The 25,436-nt window shown below is 51.7% G+C and carries 28 protein-coding genes; 15 read left to right on the top strand and 13 right to left on the bottom strand.

What is annotated here, in order from left to right:
• Positions 1-25 precede the first annotated feature (25 nt).
• The 4 genes from EX31_RS03385 to EX31_RS03370 form a co-directional block, all read right to left on the bottom strand.
• Positions 26-901 carry a hypothetical protein gene (locus EX31_RS03385; protein WP_015690452.1) on the bottom strand — a complete coding sequence of 292 codons (876 nt, stop codon included), beginning with the start codon at positions 899-901 and terminating at the stop codon, positions 26-28.
• Positions 902-1,331: 430 nt separating this feature from the next.
• Positions 1,332-2,126: an adenosylmethionine decarboxylase gene (speD, locus tag EX31_RS03380; RefSeq protein ID WP_013576969.1), complete on the bottom strand. Its 795-nt coding sequence runs from the start codon at positions 2,124-2,126 to the stop codon at positions 1,332-1,334.
• Positions 2,127-2,154: 28 nt separating this feature from the next.
• The gene (gene speE, locus EX31_RS03375; RefSeq protein WP_013576968.1) at positions 2,155-3,030 is read right to left on the bottom strand and encodes a polyamine aminopropyltransferase; all 876 of its coding nucleotides are present in this window, start codon (positions 3,028-3,030) and stop codon (positions 2,155-2,157) included.
• A gap of 214 nt (positions 3,031-3,244) precedes the next feature.
• Entirely contained in the window at positions 3,245-3,592 is a 348-nt protein-coding gene (locus EX31_RS03370) for a YacC family pilotin-like protein (protein ID WP_013576967.1), read from the bottom strand.
• A gap of 210 nt (positions 3,593-3,802) precedes the next feature.
• On the opposite strand from EX31_RS03370, the gene cueO reads away from it, so the two are divergent.
• The 11 genes from cueO (at position 3,803) to tssD (ending at position 12,106) form a co-directional block, all read left to right on the top strand.
• Positions 3,803-5,407: a multicopper oxidase CueO gene (gene cueO / locus EX31_RS03365; RefSeq protein ID WP_037033389.1), complete on the top strand. Its 1,605-nt coding sequence runs from the start codon at positions 3,803-3,805 to the stop codon at positions 5,405-5,407.
• 258 nt (positions 5,408-5,665) lie between these two features.
• Positions 5,666-6,214, top strand: coding sequence for a PTS glucitol/sorbitol transporter subunit IIC (locus EX31_RS03360; RefSeq protein WP_013576965.1), 549 nt, complete (start codon positions 5,666-5,668; stop codon positions 6,212-6,214).
• A gap of 47 nt (positions 6,215-6,261) precedes the next feature.
• Positions 6,262-7,251, top strand: coding sequence for a PTS glucitol/sorbitol transporter subunit IIB (locus tag EX31_RS03355; protein ID WP_037033387.1), 990 nt, complete (start codon positions 6,262-6,264; stop codon positions 7,249-7,251).
• 9 nt (positions 7,252-7,260) lie between these two features.
• Complete coding sequence (gene srlB / locus EX31_RS03350) at positions 7,261-7,623, top strand: PTS glucitol/sorbitol transporter subunit IIA (RefSeq protein ID WP_013576963.1); 363 nt, start codon at positions 7,261-7,263, stop codon at positions 7,621-7,623.
• A 22-nt stretch (positions 7,624-7,645) separates the two neighbouring features.
• Complete coding sequence (gene srlD, locus EX31_RS03345; RefSeq protein WP_037033386.1) at positions 7,646-8,425, top strand: sorbitol-6-phosphate dehydrogenase; 780 nt, start codon at positions 7,646-7,648, stop codon at positions 8,423-8,425.
• Positions 8,426-8,528: 103 nt separating this feature from the next.
• Positions 8,529-8,891 carry a transcriptional regulator GutM gene (gutM, locus tag EX31_RS03340; RefSeq protein ID WP_013576961.1) on the top strand — a complete coding sequence of 121 codons (363 nt, stop codon included), beginning with the start codon at positions 8,529-8,531 and terminating at the stop codon, positions 8,889-8,891.
• A gap of 79 nt (positions 8,892-8,970) precedes the next feature.
• The gene (locus tag EX31_RS03335) at positions 8,971-9,744 is read left to right on the top strand and encodes a glucitol operon DNA-binding transcriptional repressor SrlR (RefSeq protein WP_013576960.1); all 774 of its coding nucleotides are present in this window, start codon (positions 8,971-8,973) and stop codon (positions 9,742-9,744) included.
• Between the two features lie 213 nt (positions 9,745-9,957).
• Positions 9,958-10,494 carry a hypoxanthine phosphoribosyltransferase gene (hpt, locus tag EX31_RS03330; protein ID WP_013576959.1) on the top strand — a complete coding sequence of 179 codons (537 nt, stop codon included), beginning with the start codon at positions 9,958-9,960 and terminating at the stop codon, positions 10,492-10,494.
• Between the two features lie 262 nt (positions 10,495-10,756).
• Positions 10,757-11,116: a tlde1 domain-containing protein gene (locus EX31_RS03325; RefSeq protein WP_013576958.1), complete on the top strand. Its 360-nt coding sequence runs from the start codon at positions 10,757-10,759 to the stop codon at positions 11,114-11,116.
• The gene (locus tag EX31_RS03320; protein ID WP_013576957.1) at positions 11,113-11,613 is read left to right on the top strand and encodes a hypothetical protein; all 501 of its coding nucleotides are present in this window, start codon (positions 11,113-11,115) and stop codon (positions 11,611-11,613) included. Before EX31_RS03325 ends, EX31_RS03320 begins: the two co-directional genes overlap by 4 nt.
• Position 11,614: 1 nt before the next feature.
• Positions 11,615-12,106, top strand: coding sequence for a type VI secretion system tube protein TssD (gene tssD, locus EX31_RS03315; RefSeq protein WP_013576956.1), 492 nt, complete (start codon positions 11,615-11,617; stop codon positions 12,104-12,106).
• A 1,602-nt stretch (positions 12,107-13,708) separates the two neighbouring features.
• On the opposite strand, the gene can is transcribed toward tssD, so the two are convergent.
• A complete protein-coding gene (gene can, locus EX31_RS03305) occupies positions 13,709-14,365 on the bottom strand; it encodes a carbonate dehydratase (protein ID WP_037033385.1) in 657 nt (218 codons plus the stop codon).
• Between the two features lie 135 nt (positions 14,366-14,500).
• On the opposite strand from can, the gene EX31_RS03300 reads away from it, so the two are divergent.
• Both EX31_RS03300 and EX31_RS03295 read left to right on the top strand, forming a co-directional pair.
• Entirely contained in the window at positions 14,501-15,424 is a 924-nt protein-coding gene (locus EX31_RS03300) for an ABC transporter ATP-binding protein (protein WP_013576953.1), read from the top strand.
• The gene (locus EX31_RS03295) at positions 15,424-16,194 is read left to right on the top strand and encodes an ABC transporter permease (protein ID WP_013576952.1); all 771 of its coding nucleotides are present in this window, start codon (positions 15,424-15,426) and stop codon (positions 16,192-16,194) included. Before EX31_RS03300 ends, EX31_RS03295 begins: the two co-directional genes overlap by 1 nt.
• A gap of 143 nt (positions 16,195-16,337) precedes the next feature.
• Here the strand turns inward: EX31_RS03295 and panD are convergent, their stop codons facing one another.
• From panD to panB, 3 genes are all read right to left on the bottom strand, one after another.
• On the bottom strand, positions 16,338-16,718 hold the full coding sequence (gene panD / locus EX31_RS03290; protein ID WP_013576951.1) for an aspartate 1-decarboxylase: 381 nt from the start codon (positions 16,716-16,718) through the stop codon (positions 16,338-16,340).
• Positions 16,719-16,826: 108 nt separating this feature from the next.
• On the bottom strand, positions 16,827-17,681 hold the full coding sequence (gene panC / locus EX31_RS03285) for a pantoate--beta-alanine ligase (protein WP_037033384.1): 855 nt from the start codon (positions 17,679-17,681) through the stop codon (positions 16,827-16,829).
• Between the two features lie 14 nt (positions 17,682-17,695).
• Positions 17,696-18,490, bottom strand: coding sequence for a 3-methyl-2-oxobutanoate hydroxymethyltransferase (gene panB / locus EX31_RS03280; RefSeq protein WP_013576949.1), 795 nt, complete (start codon positions 18,488-18,490; stop codon positions 17,696-17,698).
• 158 nt (positions 18,491-18,648) lie between these two features.
• Here panB and qseB point away from each other — a divergent pair, with 158 nt between their 5' ends.
• A complete protein-coding gene (qseB, locus tag EX31_RS03275; RefSeq protein WP_013576948.1) occupies positions 18,649-19,335 on the top strand; it encodes a quorum sensing response regulator transcription factor QseB in 687 nt (228 codons plus the stop codon).
• Between the two features lie 23 nt (positions 19,336-19,358).
• Positions 19,359-20,717, top strand: a complete 1,359-nt coding sequence (gene qseC, locus EX31_RS03270) for a quorum sensing histidine kinase QseC (protein WP_173362117.1) — start codon at positions 19,359-19,361, stop codon at positions 20,715-20,717.
• A gap of 5 nt (positions 20,718-20,722) precedes the next feature.
• On the opposite strand, the gene folK is transcribed toward qseC, so the two are convergent.
• The 5 genes from folK to sfsA all read right to left on the bottom strand — a co-directional run bounded on the left by folK (position 20,723) and on the right by sfsA (position 25,396).
• Positions 20,723-21,202, bottom strand: coding sequence for a 2-amino-4-hydroxy-6-hydroxymethyldihydropteridine diphosphokinase (folK, locus tag EX31_RS03265; protein WP_037033383.1), 480 nt, complete (start codon positions 21,200-21,202; stop codon positions 20,723-20,725).
• Positions 21,199-22,524: a polynucleotide adenylyltransferase PcnB gene (gene pcnB / locus EX31_RS03260; protein ID WP_037033568.1), complete on the bottom strand. Its 1,326-nt coding sequence runs from the start codon at positions 22,522-22,524 to the stop codon at positions 21,199-21,201. The genes folK and pcnB overlap by 4 nt, the downstream gene beginning before the upstream one ends.
• Positions 22,525-23,037: 513 nt before the next feature.
• Positions 23,038-23,913: a tRNA glutamyl-Q(34) synthetase GluQRS gene (gluQRS, locus tag EX31_RS03255; protein ID WP_013576944.1), complete on the bottom strand. Its 876-nt coding sequence runs from the start codon at positions 23,911-23,913 to the stop codon at positions 23,038-23,040.
• A 62-nt stretch (positions 23,914-23,975) separates the two neighbouring features.
• Complete coding sequence (dksA, locus tag EX31_RS03250) at positions 23,976-24,431, bottom strand: RNA polymerase-binding protein DksA (RefSeq protein WP_013576943.1); 456 nt, start codon at positions 24,429-24,431, stop codon at positions 23,976-23,978.
• Between the two features lie 230 nt (positions 24,432-24,661).
• Entirely contained in the window at positions 24,662-25,396 is a 735-nt protein-coding gene (sfsA, locus tag EX31_RS03245; RefSeq protein WP_013576942.1) for a DNA/RNA nuclease SfsA, read from the bottom strand.
• Positions 25,397-25,436 lie beyond the last annotated feature (40 nt).

Here is a 25,436-nt window from a genome sequence, read left to right as displayed (position 1 = left end):
GAGAGGCGCTTATTGTCTGAAATCATCAGAAGTAGAAACCGGCTTCCAGACCCACGGTGGAAGTGGTGGTCGCGGGCTGATAATAGCCAACGGTGCGTCCGTTCAGATCACCCTGTTTCTCGTCCGACTTGCCGTATTTCTGATGCACATAACTGGCTTTCACAAAAACATCTTTGTTGATATTCCAGGTCAGGCTGGTAAATGGCGAAAGCCTGGATTTCGGCTCCAGCCAGACCCCTCCCTGATTGCTGTGCGTCCAGGTTTTAATCGGATACAGCGCACCCCCTTCCAGACTCAGACGTGAATCTGCGGTCATTTGCCAGTTCGCCCCCAGTGACGCTTTGGCGTAAGGCTGCAAAGACACTTCAACGGCGGTGTACTGCCGGGTGGTGTTTTGTGAGGCAATATACACATCGTCAGAGCGGATATTTCGCACCCACGCCTGGCCGCCGACAGCGCCTTTCATATCGAAAGACACACTGTCGGATGCCCGGTAACGGTAGCCACGGGTCATGTCCGCGCTGTAGCCGGTGTAATAGGTTTTGCCCTTCAGCGAGCCGTTCGGCACGTTGGCCTGATCGTCCAGCGTACTGCCTTTATAACGGACGATCCCGAACATCACGCTCATGTCCCAGGCTTTTAATAAGCCGCTTTGGGTATCGAGATAGTTATTGGATCCGAAATTAACGCGCAGGCGCGGGCCATGTTCAGCAACATATTTACCGTCCATATTACTGACGGATTCGTCCCACTTATAATATTCGGCACCATAACTCACATAGTGCCGCATCCCTTCGGTATTGCTGCTCAACAAACTTTCCCCGGCCCGGGAAACCCCGGAAACCAATAAAGAACTCGCGACCAGCAAGCTGGATACGGTCTTTAATTTAATCATTTTCATGTTTTATTTCTACTTACGGGTGGATGGAGCTGGTTGCTTAGTAAGCAATAAGGGGATGCTAATGTCAGGAGGGGGATAATTAAAGTTATTTATCTGTTTTTAGTAAAAAAGCGATCTTTTGATCTGCCATAAGCTAAATTATTGGTTATATAACTATTTTGTTTGACTTAATATCTGTATATTATTTCTGTAATTTGGCTTAAATAGCAGATCCTTCATCGTTAAATTTAGCTTAAATAAAGATTTAATGACTGTTTTGATATTAATTTGTCTTAAGGAGTATAGCGGGTATTCATCCATGTAAATATATTTTACTTAAGTAATGCTTATTGAGTTTCAGGCGGGGGAATATTCAATATCAGAATTTGTCTATACAAAAGAAAGGCCGGACATTTCAAAAATGCCCGGCCTCTCCTTTATTCAGCTCTGATCAGACTGACGGCAGATTGCGGCCGTAATAGATTTCCTGCATTTCCTTGTAGAGCAAATCGGTGATTTCTTTACGCTCCTGCGCGCTCAGTTCATCCGGTTTGGCATTAAACAAGTAATGTTTGAGATCGAACTCTTTCAGTAACATCTTGGTATGGAAGATGTTTTCCTGATACACGTTGACGTCCATCATGTCGTACAGCGCTTTCATATCCTGCGACATGAAGTTCTGAATCGAATTGATGGAATGGTCGATGTAGTGTTTAACACCGTTCACGTCGCGGGTAAAACCCCGGACGCGGTAATCGATGGTGACGATGTCGGATTCAAGCTGATGAATCAGATAGTTCAGCGCTTTCAGCGGTGAAATCACGCCACAGGTCGAGACTTCAATGTCAGCGCGGAAGGTACACAGCCCGCCTTCGGGATGGCTTTCCGGATAGGTATGCACACAGATATGGCTTTTATCCAGATGCGCGACCACGGAATTCGGCAACGGGCCCGGATGCTCGGTGGTATCGACATCACGCGGGTCCATCGGCTCTTCGCTCACTAAAATCGTCACGCTGGCGCCCTGTGGTTCGTAATCCTGTCGCGCCACGTTGAGGATATTGGCACCGATAATGGAGCAGGTTTCGGTGAGGATTTCCGTCAAACGGTTGGCGTTATATTCTTTGTCAATGTAGGCAATGTAGCCATCACGATCGTCTGCGGTTTTGGCGTAGCAGATATCGTAGATACAAAAACTCAGGCTTTTGGTCAGGTTGTTGAAGCCATGCAGTTTCAGCTTTTGCAATTTAGTTCACCCCCTTATGGATGCTGTATCAGCGTGCGGCTGACAGGGCATTCAGTAAATATTGCGGCAGGGCAAAGCTGCCGTGATGAATCGCCGGATTGTAATAACGGCAAGTTATGTCTGCGGCGTCGAAACGCGCCTGCAAGGTTTTGCTGTCAATCTGGCGATATTCCGGGCTGTTGGTCGCCCAGGCAAAGGTCATGATGCCGCCGTAATAGGTCGGGATCGCGGCCTGATAGAAACTGACATCACTGAAATAGTGGCTCAGTTTGGTGTGGCTGTTCACCGCTTCATCCTGCTGGAGGAAGCACACGCCATTTTGTGCCACGAAAATGCCGCCCGGATTGAGGCAACGGGCACAGCCTTCGTAGAATGCCGACGTAAACAGGCTTTCTCCTGGACCGATGGGATCGGTGCAGTCGGAGATGATCACGTCGAAGGTTTCAGTGGTCTGATTAACGAAGTTCACGCCGTCGTCGATCACCAGTTTGAAACGCGGATCGTCATAAGAACCGGCATTATGGTTGGGCAGATACTGGCGGCAAAACTCCACCACGCCGGCATCAATTTCCACCATCGTGATCGACTCCACGCCTTTGTGGCGAGACACTTCGCGCAGCATTGCGCCGTCGCCGCCACCAATGATCAGCACCTTGCGGGCGCTGCCGTGGGCGAACAACGGGACGTGGGTCAGCATTTCGTGGTAAATGAATTCATCACGCTCGGTGGTTTGCACCACGCCGTCGAGCGCCATGACGCGACCCAGCGCCGCGTTCTCGAAAATCACCAGATCCTGATGATCGGTTTTCTCTCGGTATAACTCTTTATCGACGCTGAAGTACTGGCCAAAATGGGCGTGCAGCGTCTCATACCATATTTCTTTGGATGACGAGTTCCGGGACATGTCGTTGTTTCTCCTGATCAATCGCAGCCATAAAAATGGGCGCACATGATAGCTAACTCTGCCTGTCCATGCACGGTTGAATTTCAGACAGGTGAATGTAGATTAAGTGTAGACGAGGCAGGCGTGGTGCGAAAAATCGGGGGACAGGGAGGAAAGCAAACAGGCTCCGGCATCAGAATGACGGAGCACACGGCTGAAAAACGGCTGACAGGATTCAGTTGGTGTAGGCCAGTAAACTCAGCGAGTCGCGGGCCAGAGACTTACATTTTGTCGGTTTAGGCACGGCGATCCCACTCAGATCACGGTAGCTTTCTTCGCCCATCGACTGCATGTTAAAGCTGTTGTAATTGCTCAGGTCCCAGCGATTTTGCTGGGCGAAAAACACGATAGCCCGTTTGATTTGGGTGTTCGGCAGTTGTTCGTAACCGCAGTTATTTTTCAGATAAACGAAGACTGCCGTCAGATCCGCCAGATCTTCCGCTTCTGATTCACTCAGCGCCTGACTGGCGGAGGAGAAACCGAGCAGCGACAGTAATAACAAACACAGTGTTGTTTTTTTCATGGGTGTGTTCTTGTTCTTGTAGATTGAAAGTCAGAAGGACTTGGCTCACAGGCAGTTAAAAGGACGTTACCATATTTGCACTGAGCGGCACCAAATTTCTTTTACCGCTGAACCGCTTGACCTTCCCCTTAGGGGAAGGGATAGGCTGTCGTACTATTATGGCACGCCTGCGCCATCTGTCTGGTTATCACCCTTCAAAAGGACCGAAAAATGAACCGACGCGATTTCGTGAAGTGGACGACCCTGATGGGCGCCGCCAGTATGCTGCCCGGCTGGAGCCGTTTCGCGCTCGCCGCTGACCGCCCGGCATTGCCCATCCCGGCGTTACTCGAACCGGATATCCGCAGCGCCATTACGCTCACATTACAGCGCGGGCAGAGCCAGTTTCTGCCTGGCGTGAACACTGAAACCTGGGGCGTAAACGGTAATCTTCTCGGCCCCGCGCTGCGTATCCGTCGTGGGAAACCGGTCAGCGTCACCATCAATAACCGGCTGGATGTGGCCAGCACCGTTCACTGGCACGGGCTGGAAATTCCCGGTGACGTGGATGGCGGGCCGCAGGGATTAATCGAACCCGGCCAGAATCGCAAAGTCAGTTTGCAACTTGATCAACCCGCATCGACCTGCTGGTTCCACCCGCATCCGCATCAGACCAGCGGTTATCAGGTGGCGATGGGGCTCGCCGGGCTGGTGCTGATCGAAGATGAAAGCAGTGACCTGTTGCAGATCCCAAAACGCTGGGGCGTGGATGATATTCCGGTCATTTTGCAGGATAAGCGCCTGAACGACGCCGGTAAAATCGATTATCAGATGGACGTCATGACCGCCGCCGTCGGCTGGTTCGGGCAACACATGCTGACCAACGGCGCGGTGTATCCGCAGCACGGAATTTCCCGTGGCTGGGTACGTTTTCGTTTACTCAATGGCTGTAATGCACGCTCGCTGCATATCGCCACCAGCGATCAGCGGCCGATGTATGTCATCGCCAGTGACGGCGGTTTCCTGCCTGAGCCGGTGAAAGTCAGCGATTTGCCGCTGCTGATGGGCGAGCGTTTTGAAGTGCTGATTGATTGCAGCGACGGCAAAGCCTTTGATCTGGTCACGCTGCCGGTGAAGCAAATGGGCATGACGCTGGCACCGTTCGACAAACCGTTGCCGGTGTTACGCATTCAGCCGACGCTGACCCAAAGCGGCAGTTCATTGCCGGACACGCTGGTGCCGCTTCCGGCGCTGGTGTCAGTGGATAATCTGCCGACCCGCTGGCTGCAACTGATGATGGATCCGCAGCTTGATCAGCAGGGTATGGCGGCGCTGATGAAACGTTATGGCCACAAGGCGATGGCCGGCATGAGCATGGATCACGGCGGGGGCGAGATGGCCGCAATGCCGGGTATGTCCGGTTCCGGTCACGACGGTCATGGCGGTATGGCAGGAATGGACATGAGTCAATCGTCCGGTGGTTATGATTTCATGCAGGGCAACAAAATTAACGGCAAAGCCTACGACATGAACCTGCCCGCTTTCGATGTGAAACAAGGCCAGTATGAGAAATGGACCCTTTCGGGCGAAGGCGACATGATGCTGCATCCTTTCCATATCCACGGCACACAGTTCCGTATTCTTTCTGAAAACGGTCAGCCGGTCGCGCCTCATCGTCAGGGCTGGAAGGACATCGTGCGCGTTGAAGGCGCCCGCAGCGAAGTGCTGGTGCGCTTTAATCATCTGGCGGATAAACAACATGCTTACATGGCGCACTGTCATCTGCTGGAACACGAAGACACCGGCATGATGCTCGGCTTTACGGTATCCGCGTGATCCGGTTTACTGCTTTCCTTTCTGTAATTTCTTAAAAATCAGCGGCCGGGGGCGATCCTCCGGCCCGCCTCTTTCCTTTCCCTCCCGTTTCTTTCTTTGCCTGTGCTACTCCTTCGAACATCTATCTTTCAATTTGAAAGATTAAACTTTCAAAATGTGATCAATATATAATTAATATAAATTCAATATGATTATATTTTCAGCGTGGAGTAACAAAACATGAAAGCTTAAACCCACGTATCCCTACAGGAGAAGATGATGATCGATGTAATAACGCACGGTGCCGAGTGGTTTATCGGCCTGTTTCAAAAAGGGGGAGAGGTGTTTGTCGGCATGGTCACCGGCATTCTGCCTCTCTTAATTAGTTTGCTGGTCGTCATGAACGCGCTGATCGTGTTTGTCGGACAGCGGCGGATCGAACGTCTGGCGCAGCGTTGTGCCGGAAATCCGGTTTCACGTTATCTGCTGTTACCGGTGATTGGCACCTTTGTTTTCTGCAATCCGATGACCCTCAGCCTCGGGCGTTTTATGCCTGAAATCTACAAACCCAGCTATTACGCCGCAGGCTCCTACAGTTGCCATTCCATGAACGGACTCTTCCCGCATATTAACCCCGGCGAACTGTTTGTGTATCTCGGCGTTGCCAGCGGACTGACCACGCTGGGATTACCGCTCGGGCCGCTGGCCGTCAGTTATTTCCTGGTCGGTATGGTGACTAACTTCTTCCGCGGCTGGGTAACGGATCTCACCACCCGCATCTTTGAACGCAAGATGGGCATTCAGCTTGATCGTGAGGTTCAGTTGTAATCAGGTTCAATTCTAATCAGGTCAAATTCTAAAAAGCGGAGCAGAAAATGAGCGTTACGATTCGCATTAACCGGGGTGAAGGTGGCTGGGGTGGTCCGTTGCTGATTGAGGCGGTACCCGGCAAAAAAGTGATGTATATCACGGCGGGCACGCGCCCGGCGATTGTCGACAAGCTGGCAGAACTGACCGGCTGGGAAACGGTAGACGGCTTTAAAGAAGGTGAGCCACCGGCAGAGGAAATCGGTGTGGCGGTAATCGACTGCGGCGGCACGCTGCGCTGCGGCATCTACCCAAAGCGGCGCATCCCGACGGTTAATATCCATTCGACCGGTAAATCAGGCCCGCTGGCACAATTTATTACCGAAGACATTTATGTTTCCGGTGTCCGTGAGCATGACATCGTGCTGGAAAGCGCAGAGGCGGTTGAGCCGGTAAGCGCAGCGGCTAAACCCGCACCGGCTGCGGCAGGACGCGACTACGACACCACTAAAAAAATTACCGAACAAAGCGACGGCCTGCTGGCGAAAGTCGGGATGGGGATGGGCTCCGGCGTAGCCGTTTTATTCCAGGCCGGGCGCGACACCATCGACACCGTGCTCAAAACCATCCTGCCATTTATGGCGTTCGTGGCGGCGCTGATCGGCATCATTATGGCCTCCGGGCTGGGTGATCTGGTGGCGCACGGGCTGACGCCGCTGGCGAAAAGCCCCGTCGGGCTGGTGATGCTGGCGCTGATCTGTTCCTTCCCGTTGCTTTCTCCTTTCCTCGGCCCGGGCGCGGTGATCGCGCAGGTTATCGGCGTGCTGGTGGGGGTGCAGATCGGGCTGGGCAATATCCCGCCACATCTGGCGCTGCCTGCACTTTTCGCCATCAACGCTCAGGCGGCGTGCGATTTCATTCCTGTCGGACTTTCGCTCGCCGAAGCCAAACAGGACACCGTGCGCGTCGGCGTGCCTTCGGTGCTGGTCAGCCGTTTTCTGACCGGCGCACCGACGGTACTTATCGCCTGGGCCGCTTCCGCTTTCATTTACCAGTAAGGAGTCACTGTGCAAACCATTTATCAAACCACTATTACGCAAATCGGCGATTTCGCCCGTGAAGCCTTAACCGACCAGATGCTGATCACCTTCCGTGAAGGGGCGCCAGCGGATATTCAGGATTATTGCTTCATTCACCAGCCCGGGAAAATGGAAGGGGAATTGCATCGTGGCGCGTATATGGAACTGGCTGATGTGCGTTATCCGGTGACCGCCGTGGGAGAGGTGGCGATGCAAAATCTGCGCGAGCTGGGGCATATCACCCTGCGTTTTGACGGCAGTGCCGAGGCTGAGTTTCCCGGCAGCGTACATGTAAAAGGCACCACGCCCGACGATATTCCGCTGGGCAGCGTATTGAAATTTATCGATTAACTATCAGAGTCAGGAGTCAGTTATGGAACAGGTTGCAGTCGTGATCGGCGGGGGGCAGACGCTGGGCGCATTTCTCTGTCAGGGGCTGGCTGAATCCGGCTATCGCGTGGCGGTGGCGGATTTGAATGAGAAGAATGCCGCATCGGTGGCAGAGCAGATTAACCGGCAGTTTGGCGAGGAAAGGGCGTTCGGATTTGCAGTCGATGCCACCAATGAAGCCAGCGTAGAACAACTGGCGCAAGCGGTGGATCAGACGTTCGGCAGGGTCAGTTTGCTGGTGTACAGCGCAGGGATGGCGAAGGCATCGCCAATCACGGATTTTGCCCTCAACGACTTTGATCTCTCGTTGCAGGTCAATCTGGTGGGATATTTCCTCTGCGCCCGTGAGTTTTCGCGCCTGATGATCCGCGACCGTATTCCGGGACGCATTATTCAGATCAACTCCAAATCCGGCAAAGTGGGCAGCAAACATAATGCCGGTTACAGCGCGGCCAAATTCGGCGGCGTGGGGCTGACACAGTCTCTGGCGCTGGATCTGGCAGAGTACGGTATTACCGTGCATTCGCTGATGCTCGGCAATTTACTCAAATCACCGATGTTCCAGTCATTATTACCGCAATACGCCAAAAAACTGGGCATTCAGGCCGATGAAGTCGAGCAGTATTACATCGATAAAGTACCGCTGAAACGCGGGTGCGACTATCAGGATGTGCTGGATATGCTGCTGTTTTATGCCAGCGATAAAGCCTCGTATTGTACCGGTCAGTCGATCAATATCACCGGCGGTCAGGTGATGTTCTGATGTATTCCGCCTCTGTTATGCAGGGGCGGATTATTCTGTCATTAACAACATCATGTTATTAACAACATCATGTTATTAACAAAATCATGTTAAGGAGAAAATGATGACCCCTACTGCGGCATTAATATTCTGTGCGGTGCTGGCCTGGGTGGCACAAATCGCGCTTGGCTGGTGGCAGTTACAGCGTTTTAACCGGGCATTCGACAGACTGTGTTTACAGGGAAATGTGGGCGTCGGGCGTTCCGGCGGACGTTTCAAACCGAGAGTGGTACTGGCGCTGGCTTTCGATAAACAAGAAAAAGTCTGTGACGGCTTTTTACTGCGCGGCCTGACGATTTTCGCCCGCCCCCGGCCGGTAACGTCGCTTAATGGCATGAGCCGGGAACAATTGATGACAGGTGTGATCTTCCCGAAAGATCCGAATATTCAAACTGCACTATCATTAGCGATTGAACCGAAATCATGATATTTTCATTTTAAAAGCTATTATCTTTCAAAAAGAATGATGGCTGTGAATTTATCTTAAAATTTGAGCGAAAATCGTGATGAAACCTAAGCAACGGCAGGCGGCGATACTGGAGCATTTACAGCAATTTGGAAAGACGGCGGTGGACGATCTCGCCGCGCATTTCGCCACAACCGGCACCACTATCCGCAAAGATCTCACCCTGCTGGAAGAAGAGGGTGCAGTAATCCGCACTTACGGCGGTGTGGTGCTCAGCCGTGAAGAAGGCGACCAGCCTATCGACCGTAAAACCCACATTAATACCGGTAAAAAATTGCGCATTGCCCGCGCAGCTATTCAGGAAATTCAGGACGGCGACTCGCTGATTTTTGATGCGGGCAGCACCGTGATGCAGATGGTGCCTTTCCTCAGTCAGTTTAATAACATCACCGTCATGACCAACAGCCTGCATATCGTCAATGCGCTGGTGGAACTGGATAATGACCAGACTATCCTGATGCCGGGCGGCACCTATCGCAAAAAATCCTCCTCCTTCCACGGCAGTCTGGCCGAAAGCGCGTTTGATAAATTCAATTTCGACAAGCTGTTTATCGGCGCAGATGGCGTCGATCTCGACGGCGGCGTCACCACATTCAACGAAGTTCACGGCGTCAGTCAGGCGATGTGTAAAGCGGCTGAGCGTATTTTCCTGCTGGTGGATTCGTCAAAATTTGGCCGCAAAAGCCCGAATGTGGTATGCCACTTAGGCAAGGTCGATACGCTGATCACGGACAGCGGGCTTAGCAGCCAATACCGCGATGCCATCGAAAAATTGGGGATCCGCATTATTCTGGTCGGGGAAGACGATGAGTGACGCATTACTCAATTACGTATCTGAAAAATGGTGCTTTTGGGATAAAAAATATCGCGTTATCTAATGATCAAGTTTAGCTGACCCGGTTACACAGGAAGCTGACACCAGCGTTACTCATCGGCGGGTTCTTTGATATAATCCTTCCCACTATATGGTCGCTGTTTTTCTGAAAAACAGCGATAAGTATTCTTAAATCAGGTGGTTAGTCTTTATATGAAACATCGTGTTGACGTCATGATTTCCGAAGAGGAAGTCAAAACCCGAATTGCCGAGTTGGGCCGTGAAATCACCGAACACTACCGCGACAGCGGCAGCGAAATGGTGCTGGTTGGATTGCTGCGCGGTTCTTTCATGTTTATGGCTGACCTGTGTCGCGCCGTGGACGTGCCGCACGAAGTGGACTTCATGACTGCCTCCAGCTACGGCAACGGCATGTCCACCACCCGCGACGTGAAGATTCTCAAAGATCTCGACGAAGACATTCGCGGTAAAGATGTGCTGATCGTCGAAGACATTATCGACTCCGGCAATACGCTGAGCAAAGTGCGTGAAATCCTGCAACTGCGTGGCCCGAAATCCCTGGCCATTTGTACCCTGCTGGATAAACCCGAGCGCCGCGAAGTGGACGTAAAAGTCGAATATGTCGGTTTCCCGATCCCCGACGAATTCGTTGTCGGCTACGGCATCGATTACGCCCAGCGTTATCGCCATCTGCCGTATGTTGGTAAGGTTGTGATGCTGGACGAGTAGCGATTCACAACGAGTATTTTTGCAACGGCTTCCTAATGGAAGCCGTTTTTATATGTCATTATCGAATATATTTTTAATCAATGATCAGTGTGGTAAATAAATACTTAATTCAACTCATGAATAATTAACGAGTATCGTTTTTTCATGTGGTAATAGCTATTTTATAAGAGTATGTTTTTGAAGTGGCGGGTGGTTATTCAATGAGTAAGTGAGTTTTTTAAATGAATAGGTAATGCGTTCTTATTTTACAAGGATGGATATTATGACGTGGGAATATAATCAAAGCAGCGGTGAATTGAAGCATAACGGACAACTATTCCAACAGGGCTATAGCGGACATGGTGCAGGAATAAATAATCCAGCTATGGAGTCTGTGAGCAGCCAGGGTCCAATCCCAAAAGGTTATTATCGTATAACAGGAGCGCATAATACTGTTACGCCTGTCACCATTATTTTGGAACCTATTTTGGGGACTAATACGTATGGGCGAGACCTGTTCAGAATCCATGGCGGTTCAAGGAGTGGCGGACGCAATGCATCGAATGGTTGCATCATTATTGATGGCGTACGTAATCGCGAACAAATCATGAATAGCGGTGACACGATTCTGGTGGTCAGATGATGAAAATTTTACTGTCTTTTTTATTAACGTTTTCATTTTCGGCAGTCGCCACGATGCAAATAACTTCCATGCAGTTAACTCAGCAGATAAAAAATCGGGGGGCTCAGGCAGTTATCGCTGATTTATACAAAGATGATGAATCCCAATGGCAGTATGTGCTGACTAAAATAGGCAGTGGTGAACAAAACTGGCTGGACGTGGCCGCATTATTAGCGCCCGGTAGTGATGCTGATTCGGCGGAGTCTCTTGCTACTGCAGCTGCCACGGCCATTCCACATAACCCAGCGGGTGTGCTCTCCCTTCTTAAAGGCGAGGTTTTACCCTTCAGTACCGATAACGTATGCGCTTTACCCTTTTATAGCATCAAAGAACCGGAATTTAATCAATATATCGTTAATGCTATTCAGGCTCTTTATAAGGTTTCGAACAGCAAAGCGTGTATCGATACTATTGTTAAGACTATTGGTCAATCAAACGGATTTGTTGAGGATAACTAATATGGGCATTCCTGTTTATATGTTTTTGTATGATGATAGCGGTAATATTATTAAGGGAGGTATTGACATTCAAGGCCGTGAATACAGCGTGGAAGTGTTAGGGCTGCATCACAGTGTACATATTCCGACCGATAACCATAACGGTAAATTCACCGGCACCCGCCGGCATCTCCCATTTCTGATAGAAAAAGAAATCGATTCGTCTTCACCTTATCTCTATAAAGCCCTCTCTATGGGGCAAGCGCTGAAGCGCGTAGAACTGAAATATTATCGGATCAACGATGCAGGACAAGAGGCGGAGTATTTTACTATTCTGCTGGAAAACGTGAAAGTCGTTAACCTGATGCCCGTGATGTTCGATATCAAAGATCCCGCAAAAGAAAAATTTAATCATATGGAAATCGTAGAATTTCGTTATCAGAAAATTACCTGGCTTTATCTTGATGGAAATATTCAACACACTGATGCCTGGAACGAAAGGGCGACGGTATAGTTAGTACGCAGATGACGACGTAAAATCTCGCTAAAAAACACCTATTCTTTGTCTCAGGGAACGATATTAATGACATGAATTAAATGGTTTTTATTTCAGTATCCATGCATTGACCACATCGACATTATCCTTCGATGTAAAAAATCCTTGCGGGTACTGCATGCAGTACTCCTCCATAAAGCCGGGGTTGGAATGCAGTGGTTTTCCCAGGAAAATAACTTCAAGTAACCTCCTCATTTACCGTCGTTACGATTTCAGGCCCAAAGCGACCTCTGCGTCTGCAAAAATGTTGCCTGGTTGAATAAAGTAAGAGGGTAGAAAGAGGAGGTAACTAAATCATAGTGCTATAACCTCAGTGCCTTATATTACAAAAAATATTTTACACTAAATCAGCGGGTTCTTTTTCCTCCAAATATAGTTATCCTTGTTTTTTATTCTGAAAAATAACCATGGCATAACCCAGGCAAGTAAGAATAAAGGTATCGCTAAAATGACAGATAGATTAACAAAGTTATAGTTTTGGTAGAGTAACAGGATTAAAAGAGCTGAAATAAAAATCAAAATGATCCGTAAATATAAAATTAACTTCCTCGTAGGTCTGTCAATATAGGCCATGATTATTTCAGCACCACAATAAGGACATAGGGTGCTGTTTTCCTTTAATTTACTATCACAGAATCCGCATGTAGCATGCTCATCAACATGATTACTTTTCACGTAAACCTCTCGGACTGACTTTTGCTGTGTATGAATTTTTGCTAAATGTTATTTATTTGATTTTATTATCTTAATTAGTACTCTTTATCTCGAGTGTACTTTACATAATTTCTTTTGAAATTAGCAAGGGGATTTTTCTTGCAAACCGTAAGGGAATATGTGGGGGTTCTGTTAGTTTTTAGTAATGACTCCTTTTACCAAGATTGTTCTTATTTTGAATTTCTATATACAACCCTTATCTGAACAGGGGATAGGTTTTGTAATATAAATTATGGCTAAGACATTTCCTAGTAAGCTTGCCATGTGAATTTTTATTGAATACCTTGCTGACTACTTCTTAATGCGGCTGAAATAAAAATCGGCAGGGGTAGCGAAAAGAACAGGCCAGGAATTGTAAAAAGCTCATACGCTAATGTGTCTGACTATCCATGCGCTGAGAGAACAAGACATTGTTCTTATTTACACGTTATTTGCTCGCTTGTCTGGCATCCGGTGTCATTTAAACTCATTTTTGTTTCGTAATACTTACTCAGGGCTTTGTTTATGATTAGATTTTCTGGACAGATACAAGTGATACTAATCTCCTCTCCCTGTGTTGAACACCGACAGGCGTCGATTCTCCGTGACTGAGCTTTTAGTCAACCCGCAGTTATTGGCAGAACGCCGGGGCGCGCCGGAGACGCTTTTTGCGGTCAAAACCTCCGGATCAGGGGCAGAAGCAACGATGCGCTATTCTGGTGCGTGCTTATATCTCCGTCGACAATTGAGAACATCAGACTGACAGGTTCAGATACTGTTGAACGGCGCTGAGTAATAAAAAGGCACTAAAAAAGGCACATTTTTGTGCCTTTTGTTTTTTGAATTTCTGTAGAGTAGGGCGGCTTGTTATTGCGGGTCGCCGTTGAGCAGGGCGGAGACGCCCTGACGGTAGCGCTGTTCCAGTGTTTCGCGGCTGGTGGCGTCAACTTCCAGGTTGCGCAGACGTCCGTCCAGAATGCCGTAAACCCAGCCGTGCAGCGTGACTTTCTGGCCGCGTTTCCAGGCCGATTGCATCACGGTGGAGTGGCCGAGGTTGTAAACTTGCTCAACCACGTTCAGTTCACATAACTTATCGAGGCGCTTCTCTGGCGACAGTTCGCCCAGCAGGGAACTGTGTTTGTACCAGATGTCCCGGATATGCAACAACCAGTTATTGATCAAACCCAGTTCAGGGTTTTCAACCGCCGCCTGCACACCGCCACAGCCGTAGTGACCGCAGATAATCACGTGTTCGACTTCCAGCACGTCGATAGCATATTGCACAACGGACAGGCAGTTAAGGTCGGTGTGGATGACCAGGTTGGCAACGTTACGGTGAACGAACAGTTCGCCTGGCTCAAGCCCTGTCAGGCGCTCGGCGGGAACACGGCTGTCAGAACAGCCAATCCACAGAAAGCGGGGTTTTTGAGATTGGGAAAGCCGCTCAAAGAAACCAGGATCTTCATCAATCATGGTTTTGGACCAGGCTGCGTTATTGCTGATGAGTCTTTCTATGTCATTCATTGATGTTAATAGCCTGTGTTACGAGCTGACTGCGATGGAGTAATATAGGGCAATGCCCCGACTTTTCAAACTGATTCGGCATCTCCGTTTACTCATTCTTACAACAGGGTTTTCACAAGAAGGTACGCTCCCTTTATGAATTATGCATTGGAACTGGAAAAGTTAACCAAAACTTACGCCGGTGGTGTACAGGCTTTGCGTGGAATCGATCTGCGCGTCGAAGCTGGCGATTTTTATGCCCTGCTTGGGCCAAACGGTGCGGGTAAATCCACCACCATTGGCATCATCAGTTCACTGGTCAACAAAACCGCCGGCAAAGTGCAGGTGTTTGGCTATGACATCGATAAAGATATCGTCAACGCTAAACGTCAGCTCGGGCTGGTGCCGCAGGAATTTAACTTCAACCCGTTTGAAACCGTCATGCAGGTGGTGGTTAATCAGGCCGGTTATTACGGCGTGCCACGTCCGCTGGCATTGCAACGTGCTGAAAAATATCTGACGCAGTTGGATCTCTGGGGCAAACGCAACGAGCGTTCGCGCATGCTGTCCGGCGGGATGAAGCGTCGTCTGATGATCGCCCGTGCGCTGATGCACGAGCCAAAATTGCTGATCCTCGATGAGCCAACGGCGGGTGTGGATATCGAATTACGTCGCTCAATGTGGGGCTTCCTGAAAGAGCTGAACGCACAGGGTACGACCATCATTCTGACCACGCACTATCTGGAAGAAGCGGAAATGCTGTGCCGTAACATCGGTATTATTCAGGGCGGCCAGTTGGTGGAAAACACCAGCATGAAGGAACTGCTCTCGAAGCTGAAATCTGAAACTTTCATTCTGGATTTAGGGGCGAAAAGTCCGCTGCCGGTGCTGGAAGGTTATCGCAGTAAGCTGACGGATACGTCAACGCTGGAAGTGGAAGTCATGCGCGAGCAGGGACTGAACTCCCTGTTCAGCCAGCTGAGCAAGCAGGGCGTGCAGGTATTGAGTATGCGTAACAAGGCGAACCGTCTGGAAGAGCTGTTTGTCACGCTGGTGAACGGCAGCGAGGAAAAGAAATAATGTCGCAATTGTATTGGGTGGCACTCAAAAGTATCTGGCTGAAAGAGATCAACCGGTTTGGTCGCATCTGGATCCAAACGCTGGTTCCGCCGGTCATCACCATGACCTTATATTTCATCATCTTTGGTAATCTGATCGGCGCACAGATTGGCAACATGCACGGTTTCACCTACATGCAGTTTATCGTGCCGGGGCTTATCATGATGGCGGTGATCACTAACTCCTACGCCAACGTGGCCTCGTCGTTCTTCAGCGCCAAATTCCAGCGCAATATTGAAGAACTGCTGGTGGCTCCGGTGCCGACGCATGTCGTTATTGCCGGTTATGTCGGCGGCGGCGTGGCGCGCGGGATCTGCGTGGGGATCCTGGTCACGGCGATCTCGTTGTTCTTCGTGCCGCTGGTGATCCATTCCTGGTGGATCATTGCGCTGACACTGTTACTGACCGCAATCCTGTTTTCGCTGGGCGGTCTGCTGAACGCCGTGTTTGCAACAACGTTTGACGATATCAGCCTGATCCCGACCTTTGTGCTGACCCCGCTGACCTATCTGGGTGGCGTGTTTTACTCGCTTTCCCTGTTGCCGCCAATCTGGCAGGCGATCTCTAAGCTGAACCCGATCGTCTACATGATCAGCGGTTTCCGCTACGGTTTCCTGGGGATTTCAGACGTGCCGCTGGTGTTTACCATGAGCGTGCTGGTGGCATTTATCGCGGTGTTTTATTGGCTGGCGTGGTACTTGATCGAGCGCGGGCGTGGTCTGAGAAGTTGATTTTTCTATGCTCCCTCCCCTGCGAAGGGGAGGGCTGGGGTGGGGTATCAAGGTCAAAAACTAAATTCAAAGTGTGCTTTAACTCATTGCTTTGTATTTAAAACCCCCTCCCATCCTTCCCCTTCGCAGGGGAAGGCTTTTTATCAAGCCACCTGAACCGGCACGGCTTTGGCGGTGCGTTTCAGTTGGTTTTCACCTTCGAAATAGGCCACTTTCGGTTTGTGCTGGCGGGCTTGTTCATCTGACATCTGCACGTAAGAACAGATGATCAGCAGATCGCCGACACAGGCACAACGCGCTGCCGCGCCGTTGACCGAAATAATACGCGAACCGCGTTCTGCCGCGATGGCGTATGTCGAGAAACGCTGACCGTTATCAACGTTATAAATATCAATTGCTTCGTATTCCAGAATGCCTGAGGCATCGAGAAAGTCCTGATCGATGGCGCAGGAGCCTTCGTAATGCAAATCTGCCTGAGTTACGTGAACCCGGTGCAGTTTGCCTTGCAGCATTGTACGTACCATTGCGTGTGACCCTTCGTGCGTAAATAGTCTGGGAACCCGCCGGGCTGACATAGCCAAATACTGATGTTTTCCGGCGGCCAACATAGTTGCCGATTTGACCTGCGCTGTCTACTGCGTCAGATCAACCTCCTGATTATCAATCAGTCTGGCTTTACCCAGCCAGGCCGCCATCAGGATCACCGCAGATGTGCTGTCGACGGACAACTCCTGCAAGGTTTTCGCATCACGGATAAACAGTTCGTCCGGCGTGAAACCCGCATCGCGAAGCTGCTGCGCGGTTTCCTGCAACATTTCATCGACATGGCGCTCGCCCTGGCTCAGCCGTTCAGCCAGCGCATTCATGATTTTGTTAAGCTGGGGCGCAAGTTTACGTTCCTCGGCAGTCAGATAGCCGTTGCGTGAACTCAGTGCCAGACCGTCTTTAGCGCGCACAATTGGCACGCCCACTATCTCAATATCGTAGCCCATGTCTTCCACCATGGTGCGCAGCAGCGCCAGTTGCTGGAAGTCTTTTTGCCCGAAACAGGCCACCTGCGGCTGCACCAGATTGAACAGTTTGCTGACGATGGTGGAGACGCCACGGAAATGCCCCGGACGGCTCGCACCTTCCAGAATGGTGGAAATCACTGGCACATCAACCTGTGTTTGGGTCGCCAGACCTTTCGGATAGACTTCTGCCGGTGACGGTGCAAAAACCAGATCCACGCCGCGTTTGTTCAGCTTCTCGCAGTCTTCCTGCAAGGTGCGCGGATAACGCTCGAGGTCATCCGGGCGCTCGAACTGCATCGGGTTGACGAAAATACTCACCACGACCACATCGCCGCGGGCTTTGGCTTCTTCCACCAGCGTCATATGGCCTTCGTGCAGATTGCCCATGGTCGGCACCAGCGCGATACGTTTGTTATTCTTACGAAAATCCCGGATTTCGCGACGCAGCAGCGCCACGCTGTCAATTATCAACACCAGCCTTCTCCCGATTATTTAAAGGAATGTTCTTCACCCGGATACACGCCTTGCGCGACCTGATCAACATACAAACGCACCGCGCCACGAATATCGCCCGCTTCGCTGAGGAAGTCTTTGGCGAATTTTGGCGTATGGCCGCCGGTAATGCCGAATGCGTCGTGCATCACCAGAATCTGGCCGTCGGTCACATTGCCTGCGCCGATGCCGATAACCGGAATACTGAGTTCTTCGGTGACGCGGCGTGCCAGATCGACCGGCACACATTCCAGCACCAGCAGTTGTGCACCCGCTTCTTCGAGCATCATCGCATCTTTGATCAGCTGATTGGCGGCGACTTCATCGCGACCCTGAACTTTGTAGCCGCCGAAAATATTCACCGACTGCGGTGTCAGCCCCAGATGGCCACACACCGGCACGGCGCGTTCGGTCAGCATTCTGACCGTATCACACAGCCAGCTTCCGCCTTCGAGTTTGACCATATTGCCGCCCGCGCGCATCAGCACGGCGGCGCTTTCAAACGCCTGCTCCGGCGTGGCGTAACTCATGAACGGCAGGTCAGCGAGCAATAACGCGTGAGGTGCGCCGCGACGCACACAGCGCGTATGGTAAGCAATCTCTTCTACCGTCACTGGCAGGGTGGAATCCTGACCCTGAACGACCATGCCCAGAGAATCGCCAATCAGCATGACGCTGATCCCTTGTTCCGCAAACAGCTGCGCAAAACTGGCGTCATACGCGGTAATGGTCGCAAATTTATGTTTTTCCTGCTTCCATTGGCGAAGCTGGCTCAGCGTGGTTGGTTTCATGAACACGTTCCTTTGAATAATTCATCGGATGAATACGATGCCAGTATTCTACTGTATGAGCCGAAAGTCAGACAGCTTGTTTGATAACGGGCAGGATGATCTGTGTCTTAAGAAGTGATTAAGAAGCCTCGGCTATAATGGCAAAAACGGAGGGAACCATGCGAATTCTATTGATTGAAGACGACAAGATGATTGGCGACGGCATCAAAGCCGGGCTGGCGAAACTGGGTTTTACGCTCGACTGGTTTACCGACGGGCTGACCGGCAAGGCCGCGCTTGACAGTGCGCCGTACGATGCGGTGATCCTCGATTTAAGCCTGCCGGGTATGGATGGTATGCAGCTTTTGCGTGAATGGCGAAAGGCTGGCCGGGATACGCCAGTGCTTATCCTCACCGCGCGCGATGCGCTGGAGCAGCGCGTCGGCGGGTTGCAGGCCGGTGCCGATGATTATCTGTGTAAGCCGTTTGCGCTGGTGGAAGTTGCAGCACGGTTGCAGGCGCTGATCCGCCGTCGCCACGGGGTGATAACGCCGAAGGTCACACATGGCGCAGTGGAATTTGATCCCGCAGCCCGCAGTGTGACGCTCAACGGAGAAGCCGTGACGCTGACCCCGCGTGAAGTGACTGTGCTGGAGTTGTTTCTTCGCAACAAAGGTCGTGTGCTGGCGCGTACGCTTATTCAGGAAAAGCTCTACAGCTGGGAAGACGAGGTCAGCAGTAACGCGGTGGAAGTCCATATTCACCATCTGCGCAGCAAACTTGGCAAAGGCTTTATTCGCACCGTGCATGGCGTGGGGTACACGCTCGGGGATGAGATAAAACCGGGTGAAGGAGGGGAAGCGTGAGGCGGCTGAAGAAACTGCAAAAGCTGAACAATCTGAGTCTGCGCCTGCGCCTTATCCTGCTTTTTTCCCTGCTGGCGCTGCTGACCTGGCTGATTGCCAGCGGTGTGGCGTGGCATCAGACCCGCAAACATATCAACGAAGTTTTCGATACCCAGCAGATGCTGTTCGCCAAACGTCTGGCTGCCACCGGCTTAGGCGACCGGCTCAATCTGCAAAAAGACACTGAGCTGCCGGACACTAAAAAAATGGTCCGCAAGGGCTCACGCGGCCATACCGATGACGACGCGCTGACGTTTGCCATCTTCAATCGTCACGGGCAGATGCTGCTCAATGATGGCGAGAACGGCAAACGCATCCGTTTTGACGGTGACACGCAGGGGTTTAACGATGTCGAGCTGAGAGGGGACAGCGATGTCTGGCGTATGGTCTGGCTGACTTCGCCGGACGGCCAATATCGCGTCGCGGTCGGGCAGGAACAGGATTACCGCAATGATATGGCCTGGAGCCTGGTGAGTGGCCAACTGACGCCGTGGCTGGCTTCGTTGCCCATTTTGTTACTGGCGCTGATTGTGATGGTGACGCTTGAACTGCGGCCGCTGCGCCGCGTGGCGGAAGGTTTGCGTCAGCGCTCGCCGGAAGATGCCGCGCCCATCGAGACTCATCAGTTGCCCGGCGAGGTGTTGCCGCTGGCAAATGCGCTCAATTCTCTGTTCGACCGTACGAGTGAGATGCTGGTGCGTGAACGGCGGTTTACGTCTGATGCCGCTCACGAGCTGCGCAGTCCGCTGGCGGCTTTACGTGTGCAAACCGAAGTCGTACAGCTTTCCGGCGATGACGCTGAAATGCGCGACCATGCGCTGGAAAATCTGACGATCAGTATCGATCGCGCTACGCGGCTGGTGGATCAACTGCTGACACTTTCGCGGCTGGAAAGTTTTTCCACGCCTGAAGAGCTGGAACGTATCGACTGGCCTTCGCTGGTCACTCAAAGTCTGGCGGAACAGGATTACCGCGCGCACGGCAAAGGTATCGAATTACGTTTTGAACAGCAGGGCGTTCCGCCTGAAATGCGTGGTCAGTCGCTGCTGCTTTCGCTGATGGTGCGCAATCTGCTGGATAACGCGATCCGTTATTCTCCGGCCGGAACCTGTGTGACGGTGCGACTGAAACCGTGGGGAATGACGGTTGAAGATCAGGGGCCGGGCATCAGCAATGAACATCTGGCAAGGCTCGGCGAGCGTTTTTACCGGCCACCGGGACAGGAACAAACGGGCAGCGGATTGGGGATTTCGATCGTACAAAGGATCGCGCAGTTACATCATCTGAATGTTGTTTATCAAAATAGAGCAGAAGGTGGGCTGGAAGTGCGGGTAAGTCGCTGAGCGACTTACCATTGGGTCAGACCGTTAAGCGGCACGCGGGCGAGCAGAGTTTGCAAGGTTTCGCCGTCAGGGAACACCAGTTCTGGTGCCAGATCGGCCAGCGGATACAGCATGAATTCGCGGTTTTTCATGTCGTAATGCGGCACCGTTAAACGCTCGGTGTTAATCACCTGATCGCCATAAATCAGCATATCAAGATCTAACGTCCGCGGCCCCCAGCGTTCGGCTTTGCGAACGCGTCCCTGATTTTGCTCGATCCCTTGTGTGCAATCGAGCAACTCTTCCGGCGGCAGCAGCGTATCGAGCGCCACCACTGCATTCAGATAATCAGGTTGATCCTGTGGCCCCAGCGGTTTACTGCGGTAAAACGGGGATGCGGCCACAAAGCGGGTGCGCGGCAAATGTGCCAGCGCCTCCAGCGCACAGTTTACCTGGTCAAGCGGACGGGCAAGATTACTGCCCAGAGCCAGGTAAACGCGGATCATTGACCGCCATCCTTACGCGGCGCCCGTTTACGCGGACGGCGGGTACGTGCACGGCGTGCAGGTACAGCGTCGTCACCCAACGTACCGAGCATGCTTTTCTGCGATGCCGGTGTCGCTTCCTGGAACTCGCCCCACCACTGCGCCAGACTCTGCAATTCGCGGTGTTGTTCGACTTCCGCGCGCAGTACCAGTAAATCATACGCCGCGCGGAACTTAGGATGCTCCATCAGCTTGTGCGCACGTTTGCCCTGACGACGTGACAGGCGCAGTTGCAGCGCCCAGATATCACGTACCAGCGTGGTAATACGTTTCGGAATGGCCAGCGTACGGCATTGCTCGTCGAGCACATCGTTCATTGCCAGCGCGAAGGCGTCGTAATAGGTCAGACCGCCTTCCTGCGCCAGCTTCTGTGCATGCTCGATCACCGGATACCACAGCATAGCGGCGAACAGGAACGCCGGATTGACGCGCTGATCGTTATGCAGACGGTGGTCGGTATTTTTCAGCACCTGAATCAGAATGTGTTCCATCGGGCTGTCGCCTTGCTCAGTAAACTGGCGGGCAATCAGCGGGAACAACGGCTGGAACAGCTGGTATTCACAAAGCTTTTTATACGTCTCGTAACCGTAACCGGCCTGCAACAGCTTCAGGGATTCTTCGAACAGACGCGCTGGCGGGATTTCCTGTAACAGCGTCGCCAGACGTGGGATCGGTTCGGCCGTTTCCGGGCTGATTTTCATGTCCAGTTTGGCAGCGAAACGTACTGCACGCAGCATACGCACCGGATCTTCACGATAACGGGTTTCAGGATCACCGATCAGACGGATGATGCCGTTTTCCAGGTCGCGCAGACCGCCGGTGTAATCACGTACGGTGAAGTCCGCGACGCCGTAATACAGGCTGTTAATGGTGAAGTCACGGCGCTGTGCGTCGTCTTCAATGGTGCCAAAAATGTTGTCGCGCAGCAGCATGCCGTTCACAGCCTGCTGGGATACGTTTTTATCTTCGGTTTCTTCGTGCTGTTCATGGTGACCGCGGAACGTCGCCACTTCGATGATTTCCGGCCCAAACATCACGTGAGCCAGACGAAAACGACGACCAACCAGACGGCAGTTACGGAACAGTTTGCGTACCTGATCCGGCGTAGCGTTGGTGGTGATGTCGAAATCTTTGGGTTTTTTATCCAGCAGCAAATCACGCACACCGCCGCCGACCAGGAAGGCTTCAAAGCCAGACTTGTTCAGGCGGTACAAGACTTTCAGGGCGTTTTCGCTGATATCACGACGAGAAATATTGTGCTCATCGCGGGGAATAATGGTCATCGCACGGGTTTCACCGGCGTAATCGAATGAGGGGCGCGGTTTCTGTACATGTTCGACAGAAGGGCGCGGAGCGCGCTGTACGTTGCGGTCGGCGCGCGGCTCGTTATTACGATCACCACGGTTATCGCTGCGTTCACCACGCGGCGGATAAGATGAAGAAGAGCGGCGGCTGTTGTTATTGCGGCGTTCGCCTCTGTTCGCGTTGTCTTCCCGACGGCCGCGATTTTCACGACGTTCAGGATTGTTTGCCTTCACATTGCCTTCGGCCACAGGAGACGGATCACGACGGGAATTCTCCTCGCGATTAGGTTCTCCATGAAGCGCGGCTTCGTCATGAACAGCCTTTTCTTCACGAACGACTTTATCTTCACGAACTAGCACCTTACGGCAAAAATTGGCTACTCGGGTAAAAATGGTACACCTCGATAGTGACTGAAAAAATTGACGTGACGCAAAAACAGCGGCTAATCATAGCTCACGACAGGCGCTTTGAGAATGCCGAAGTCACATCTGCTACGCATTAGCGCTCTGACGCGGTATCGCTGATGGTGTCCAGTGCGTTGTCGCCCAGCGTAATAATAAAGGCAAAGTATAATCCTGCCAGTTTTCCGGCAACGTTTGCCCTAAAAATTTCAGCGCCTTAATGATAACTGGTCGCGGATCGCCTGCGGGCAGCGCCGGCGCGTGATTCTGCTTGGAAAGCTTGTTGCCTTCTTCATTGACGGCCAGTGGCAAATGCAGATATCCCGGCTGCGGATAACCCAGATGCCGGTACAGCGAAATCTGGCGCACGGTCGGTTCAATCAGATCCGCGCCGCGCACAATGTGATTCACGCCCTGAAAATGGTCATCGATCACTACTGCCAGATTATAGGCAAACAGCCCGTCGCGGCGACGGATAATAAAATCTTCTTCGGCCAGTTTAGGGCTGGCCTGTAAATGCCCCTGAAAATCATCGTCAAAACCGTACACCGGCAACGTCTGATGCAGACGTATGGCCGCATTTTCCGGGCTGAGTTGCAGGCTGCGGCAGTGGCCGTCATAGGTGCCACCGATTTGCGCAATACGCTGGCGGGTACAGGTGCAGTAATAGCTTTTCTGCTGCTGATACAGCCAGTCCAGCACGTCGCGGTAAGCGCCGTGACGTTTTGACTGCCAGAGCACATCGCCATCCCATTCCAGCCCGTAACGCTCCAGCGTTCTCAGGATACGGTCAGCAGAACCGGGGATTTCACGCGGCGGATCGATATCGTCAATGCGCACTAACCAGATGCCATTTTGTGAGCGGGCGTGCAGATAACTGCCGAGAGCGGCGATCAGGGAACCAAAATGAAGGTCACCGGAAGGTGAGGGGGCGAAACGGCCTGTGTAGTGTTGTTCTTGCGGCATACGAATGGGGACAGCGTTAAAAGGGAACGCGGTGCATGACGCACCGCGTGGAACCCGGGGACTTAGCCAGCCATCTGCTTTTCGCGGATTTCTGCCAGAGTCTTACAGTCGATACACAAATCAGCGGTAGGACGGGCTTCAAGACGGCGGATGCCAATCTCAACACCACAGGAATCGCAATAGCCGAAATCCTCGTCTTCCACTTTTTTCAGTGTTTTTTCAATCTTTTTGATCAGCTTACGTTCACGGTCACGGTTACGCAGTTCGAGGCTGAATTCTTCTTCCTGAGCGGCACGGTCTACCGGATCAGGGAAGTTTGCGGCTTCATCCTGCATGTGTGAAACGGTACGATCGACTTCATCCCTGAGCTGATTGCGCCATGCTTCAAGAATCTTTTTGAAGTGAGCCAGCTGAGCGTCGTTCATATACTCTTCGCCCGGCTTCTCTTGATACGGCTGCACCCCAGCGATAGCGAGAATGCTCAAGGACGACGTCTTACGGGTTTGGCCTTCTTGCATGATGCTTCTCCTACATAACACGCACTATGTTCATCCACTTTTCCCGTTCCGGCATAGCCGCAACGTACAGGCTTCGAACATTTCGATCCCCAACGGGGGAAAAAATCAGGCCGCTATAAATAACAGAAGGCAACGAGGTTGGCAATTATTCATCGCAGGTGCTTGACAAGCCTGTGAGGAAAAGCGTATTCGCGACCTGTTTTTTATGCCGCCGACAGGTTATTACAGGGTTATCCGAACTCTTTATGTTCACTGGCTGATATTGCCAGCAGCGGTAACCTTTTTGTGAGGCGCATACCCTCAGCAGAAAGTTCAGCACTGTAGCACATCACTTCGACACCCTTGTTTTGGACATACTTCAGTAAATCGGTATAACGCGGATCAATATGGTGTGCAGCGGATACGCTTTCAATACCTGAATGTAAAACAGCGAAGAAAAGTACCGCCCGCTGCCCCTGCTCTGCCATCGACTGTAACTCGCGTAAATGCTTCTGACCGCGCAGTGTGACTGCGTCGGGGAAGAATCCCAACCCCTCCTGCAGCAACGTGACAGACTTCACTTCAATATAGCAGTCCGGTTGATTTTCTGCCTGTAACATCAAGTCTATACGGCTGTTTTCGGCGCCGTATTTTACTTCTGTTGTTAATTTACTGTAACCGGATAATTCCGGTATTTGCTGTTCATTGATAGCCTCACGGACCAGTTGATTGGCCCGCAGCGTATTGACGCAAATCCAGTGTTTTTGTTGGGTTTCGGTCAGTTCCCAGCTGTGTGGATATTTACGTTTGAGATTGTCCGAGGTGGAATACCAGACGGTGTCGCCGGGAGTCGCGCAACCGGTCATCGCGCCGGTGTTGGCGCAGTGCAAGGTCAGTTCCGTGCCGTCCGGCGTAATCACGTCAGCGAGAAACCGTTTGTAACGTTTGATCAGCGTAGCCGATTGAAGCGCAGGCTCGAAGTGCATGAAAGTTTCCGTGTGAAATGTTTTTGTTAAAAAGAGGGCT

The sequence above is a fragment of the Rahnella sp. WP5 genome (genome assembly GCF_000745615.1).
Classification (GTDB): domain Bacteria; phylum Pseudomonadota; class Gammaproteobacteria; order Enterobacterales; family Enterobacteriaceae; genus Rahnella; species Rahnella aceris.
Note: the sequence above shows the minus strand (reverse complement) of the source record. Positions and strands in the feature narration are given on the sequence as shown.

Excerpts from the sequence above, each read along its gene's own strand:
- EX31_RS03335 (WP_013576960.1), top strand. The coding sequence starts at position 8,971 with ATGAAACCTAAGCAACGGCAGGCGGCGATACTGGAGCATTTACAGCAA.
- EX31_RS03360 (WP_013576965.1), top strand. The coding sequence starts at position 5,666 with ATGATCGATGTAATAACGCACGGTGCCGAGTGGTTTATCGGCCTGTTT.
- qseB (WP_013576948.1), top strand. The coding sequence starts at position 18,649 with ATGCGAATTCTATTGATTGAAGACGACAAGATGATTGGCGACGGCATC.
- speE (WP_013576968.1), bottom strand. The coding sequence starts at position 3,030 with ATGTCCCGGAACTCGTCATCCAAAGAAATATGGTATGAGACGCTGCAC.
- EX31_RS03300 (WP_013576953.1), top strand. The coding sequence starts at position 14,501 with ATGAATTATGCATTGGAACTGGAAAAGTTAACCAAAACTTACGCCGGT.
- EX31_RS03320 (WP_013576957.1), top strand. The coding sequence starts at position 11,113 with ATGATGAAAATTTTACTGTCTTTTTTATTAACGTTTTCATTTTCGGCA.
- pcnB (WP_037033568.1), bottom strand. The coding sequence starts at position 22,524 with ATGACCATTATTCCCCGCGATGAGCACAATATTTCTCGTCGTGATATC.
- EX31_RS03370 (WP_013576967.1), bottom strand. The coding sequence starts at position 3,592 with ATGAAAAAAACAACACTGTGTTTGTTATTACTGTCGCTGCTCGGTTTC.
- panD (WP_013576951.1), bottom strand. The coding sequence starts at position 16,718 with ATGGTACGTACAATGCTGCAAGGCAAACTGCACCGGGTTCACGTAACT.
- cueO (WP_037033389.1), top strand. The coding sequence starts at position 3,803 with ATGAACCGACGCGATTTCGTGAAGTGGACGACCCTGATGGGCGCCGCC.
- sfsA (WP_013576942.1), bottom strand. The coding sequence starts at position 25,396 with ATGCACTTCGAGCCTGCGCTTCAATCGGCTACGCTGATCAAACGTTAC.
- folK (WP_037033383.1), bottom strand. The coding sequence starts at position 21,202 with ATGATCCGCGTTTACCTGGCTCTGGGCAGTAATCTTGCCCGTCCGCTT.
- hpt (WP_013576959.1), top strand. The coding sequence starts at position 9,958 with ATGAAACATCGTGTTGACGTCATGATTTCCGAAGAGGAAGTCAAAACC.
- panB (WP_013576949.1), bottom strand. The coding sequence starts at position 18,490 with ATGAAACCAACCACGCTGAGCCAGCTTCGCCAATGGAAGCAGGAAAAA.
- dksA (WP_013576943.1), bottom strand. The coding sequence starts at position 24,431 with ATGCAAGAAGGCCAAACCCGTAAGACGTCGTCCTTGAGCATTCTCGCT.
- EX31_RS03355 (WP_037033387.1), top strand. The coding sequence starts at position 6,262 with ATGAGCGTTACGATTCGCATTAACCGGGGTGAAGGTGGCTGGGGTGGT.
- gutM (WP_013576961.1), top strand. The coding sequence starts at position 8,529 with ATGACCCCTACTGCGGCATTAATATTCTGTGCGGTGCTGGCCTGGGTG.
- can (WP_037033385.1), bottom strand. The coding sequence starts at position 14,365 with ATGAATGACATAGAAAGACTCATCAGCAATAACGCAGCCTGGTCCAAA.
- tssD (WP_013576956.1), top strand. The coding sequence starts at position 11,615 with ATGGGCATTCCTGTTTATATGTTTTTGTATGATGATAGCGGTAATATT.
- srlD (WP_037033386.1), top strand. The coding sequence starts at position 7,646 with ATGGAACAGGTTGCAGTCGTGATCGGCGGGGGGCAGACGCTGGGCGCA.
- gluQRS (WP_013576944.1), bottom strand. The coding sequence starts at position 23,913 with ATGCCGCAAGAACAACACTACACAGGCCGTTTCGCCCCCTCACCTTCC.
- EX31_RS03325 (WP_013576958.1), top strand. The coding sequence starts at position 10,757 with ATGACGTGGGAATATAATCAAAGCAGCGGTGAATTGAAGCATAACGGA.
- EX31_RS03295 (WP_013576952.1), top strand. The coding sequence starts at position 15,424 with ATGTCGCAATTGTATTGGGTGGCACTCAAAAGTATCTGGCTGAAAGAG.
- EX31_RS03385 (WP_015690452.1), bottom strand. The coding sequence starts at position 901 with ATGAAAATGATTAAATTAAAGACCGTATCCAGCTTGCTGGTCGCGAGT.